Source organism: Pseudomonas sp. BJa3 (assembly GCF_026343815.1).
GTDB classification, from domain to species: domain Bacteria; phylum Pseudomonadota; class Gammaproteobacteria; order Pseudomonadales; family Pseudomonadaceae; genus Aquipseudomonas; species Aquipseudomonas soli.
This window is the reverse complement of record NZ_JAOXMC010000225.1, coordinates 1-268: the sequence shown is the minus strand read 5'-3', so window position 1 is coordinate 268 and position 268 is coordinate 1. Positions and strand designations below refer to the sequence as shown.

The 268-nt window shown below is 57.8% G+C and carries 1 protein-coding gene; it reads left to right on the top strand.

Annotated elements, in window-relative coordinates; all coding sequences use genetic code 11:
• The coding region (locus OH705_RS27515; protein WP_267303477.1) for a type II toxin-antitoxin system RelE/ParE family toxin at window positions 1-174 on the top strand (174 nt) is incomplete at its 5' end.
• Window positions 175-268 lie beyond the last annotated feature (94 nt).

The window sequence follows — 268 nt, the reverse complement described above, 5'->3', positions numbered from 1 at the left end:
CCTCATGTAAAAGCCGACGCGCTGCGAGAACTGCCCAGCCACTACAAGATCAAGCTGAAAGCTTCCGGCTATCGATTGGTTTATCGTGTCGAGGATGATCGGGTGGTGATCGTTGTGGTTGCAGTGGGCAAGCGCGAACGTGGGGGTGTCTACCAGTCCGCGCAAAAACGCTAGCACCGGATTGTCGATTCAAGGTTCCTGCGTTTCATCGTCCGAACGCACCCCTTGCCGCTCCGCCACTGCCCGCAAGGTACGCAGCGACACCATC